Genomic DNA, 1,613 nt, shown 5'->3' with positions numbered 1-1,613 from the left:
CCTGGAGGAGGCGCCACGACCGGGCGTCGCGCGCAAGCTGTCGGGCAAGGAGGAAGCCTTGCTGGTGGCGACCGCCTGCGCCAGCCCGCCCGAGGGTCGGGCTCGCTGGACCCTGGAGCTGCTGGCCGATGCGGTGGTCCGGCTGACCGATCATGCCGCGCTGTCGCGGGAGACGGTGCGCCGGCGCCTGGGCGAGAACCAGCTCAAGCCGTGGCGCCGTGACAGGTGGTGCATCCCGCAGGTCGATGGCAGCTTCGTGGCCCGCATGGACGATGTGCTCGACCGCTATACCGAGGCGCCGGATCCGCGGCGGCCGGTGGTCTGCTTCGACGAGAGCCCACTGCAGCTGATCGGTGAGGTCCGCCAGCCGATCCCGGCCGCCCCGGGCCAGCCGGCGCGCTATGATTACGAATACAAGCGGAACGGCACCGTCAATCTGTTCGTCTGCCTCGACGTGCACCACCCCTGGCGCCAAGTGACGGTCACCGACCAGCGCACGGCGCAGGACTACGCCTGCTGCCTGCGCGACCTCGTGGACATCCACTACCCTGAAGCCGACCGGATCCGGGTAGTGCAGGACAATCTCTCGACCCACACCGCTGGCGCGCTGTACGAAACCTTTCCGCCGGAGGAGGCTCACCGCCTCCTGAGACGGCTGGAGTTCCACTACACACCGAAGCACGCCAGCTGGCTCAACATGGTTGAGATCGAAATCGGCGTGCTTCGCGGCCAATGCCTGGACCGGCGGATCGGCGAACGCAGCCAACTCGTCTCCGAGATCGACGCCTGGGTGCGTGCCCGCAATGCGTCTGGGGCCCGCATCAACTGGATGTTCGACACCCATCGCGCCCGGAAGAAGCTGGCCCGCGCCTACCCCGTCATCAGCAACCGGTCATAATCTCTGTGCAGAGCTACTAGTTGGCCAAGCCGGGACGCTCGACAGCCTCGACGCGCTGCGCGTGCTCGGGTCGCAGGCGGTGCTGGGGACGCCGCCGCATGGCAGCGCGGCGCAGCTCGCCGCCATCGCCTTAGGCCGCGCTCTGCCGCTCGACCTGCTGCCCTTCGCCAGCGGGCCGGCGGCGCGGCAGGCGGTGCTGGCAGGCAACATCGCCTGCGCCCTGTTGGCGCTGCCGGCGGCGATCGTCGCGCTGCGGGACGGCCGCCTGTCCGGACTCGCCTTGGCGCAGCCGCAGCGGAGCGACCTGCTGGCGGACGTGCCGACCTTCGCCGAGCAAGGCATCGCCCTGCACTTCGCCGCCTATCGCGGATTTGCCGTGCCGGCGGGCACCGATCGTGCCGTACTCGCCCCCCTGCTCGCGGCGCTGAAGGCGGTGGTGGTGGATCCGGAATTCAAGGCCCAGGCCCGGGCGCAGGGCTATATCCCGCGCTTCATCGGCCAGGCCGCCTGGGAGCCGATGCTGCGGCGGTTGCTGGCGGAACTCGGCGAGCGCTGGTCGAAGGAACCCTGGACCGCACGGCATGATTGATGCGGGGCCGCCGGCGCCATGCCTCTCAAAAAAACATAAGTTTTGCCATTTCTAGCCTAGTTTGACAGAGTCACTCTATGCGGAATGACTATCCGCGACGGGAGGCGGCTTTGACTGTGTTCGGCT

The 1,613-nt window shown here is 68.6% G+C and carries 2 protein-coding genes; both read left to right on the top strand.

Annotated features, from left to right (window positions below):
- Positions 1–898: IS630 family transposase (locus VF632_RS09610; RefSeq protein ID WP_331022660.1), on the top strand; the 898-nt coding region annotated here is incomplete at its 5' end.
- Positions 899–959: 61 nt separating this feature from the next.
- Positions 960–1,487: a tripartite tricarboxylate transporter substrate-binding protein gene (locus tag VF632_RS09605; protein WP_331022659.1), complete on the top strand. Its 528-nt coding sequence runs from the start codon at positions 960–962 to the stop codon at positions 1,485–1,487.
- The last annotated feature ends 126 nt before the right edge of the window (positions 1,488–1,613 follow it).

The sequence above is a fragment of the Longimicrobium sp. genome, assembly GCF_036388275.1.
Classification (GTDB): domain Bacteria; phylum Gemmatimonadota; class Gemmatimonadetes; order Longimicrobiales; family Longimicrobiaceae; genus Longimicrobium.
This window is presented reverse-complemented; position numbering and strand designations above follow the sequence as displayed.